The following is an 817-nucleotide window of genomic DNA, read 5'->3' as shown; positions in this document are numbered from 1 at the left end:
CTAGGGGTTGTGTCCTTAAAGGACCTGGCATCTCATTTCGGACAAGACTTTCGTCTCAAAGAACTTGTGCGTTTGGCCTACGTAATTCCTGAAAGCCTTAAGGTGCGGGAGGCCCTCAAGGGTTTCCGTGATCGGGGCGAATCCGTGGCCCTGGTGATAGATGAACTCGGTAGTCTTTCCGGTATGATCCGTCTCAAGGATCTCCTTGAGTTTCTCTTTCCGGTAAAAAGGATCGGGTTTCCAGAGGATCGCGAGGGCTGGTACCATGTGAATCCTGAAACCCCTATTGAAGAAATCGAAAGGGTCTTGAAGATAGAACTTCCCCGGGGAGATTTTGAGACTCTGGCCGGTCTTATTACCGACAAGTTGGGGCGCTTGCCGTGAAATTGGAAGAAGTAAAATCTTCCCTTTCTAAAGTTTCCGGATTGGAGATACACGGCTGGAACGATAAGGGAGAAATGGTAGTGGTTTATGAAGGGGATACTTTTGAGGAAATGGAAAAAGAAGTAAAGGAATGGCCTAAAAAGATAGAAGGGGTGCTTTCGGTTAATGTAGCTTATTTCAATGTGGAAGACGAGGTTGAACGAATAGAGAAAGGAGAATACGTCCCAGAGAGGCCTTGGAAGGAGTAAATGGATCGGAGATTGTTTTTAAAATTTTTGGCCACGGGAATTTTAGTAGGATGTGCTCCGGGAGAATTTACATCTTCTCCGATTAAAACTAACGTGTTAAGGCCTCCAGGAGCCATCCCCGAGGATTTTTTTGCTTCTCGTTGTATTCGATGTGGGCGCTGTGCCGAGAGTTGTCCTTATAGGAG

The 817-nt window shown here is 46.5% G+C and carries 3 protein-coding genes; all 3 read left to right on the top strand.

Annotated elements, in window-relative coordinates:
- Positions 1-384 (top strand): transporter associated domain-containing protein (locus TDIS_RS10655; protein ID WP_208595712.1); only part of this gene is annotated, 384 nt, incomplete at its 5' end.
- Positions 381-632 (top strand): chaperone NapD, encoded by a 252-nt coding sequence (locus TDIS_RS10650; RefSeq protein ID WP_068671864.1) that lies wholly within the window; start codon positions 381-383, stop codon positions 630-632. The genes TDIS_RS10655 and TDIS_RS10650, both read left to right, overlap by 4 nt.
- The coding region (locus TDIS_RS10645) for a 4Fe-4S binding protein (protein WP_167348297.1) at positions 633-817 on the top strand (185 nt) is incomplete at its 3' end.

The organism is Thermosulfurimonas dismutans (assembly GCF_001652585.1).
Lineage (GTDB): Bacteria > Desulfobacterota > Thermodesulfobacteria > Thermodesulfobacteriales > Thermodesulfobacteriaceae > Thermosulfurimonas > Thermosulfurimonas dismutans.
The sequence above is the reverse complement of the archived record's forward strand: the minus strand, read 5'-3'. Positions and strand labels throughout refer to the sequence as shown.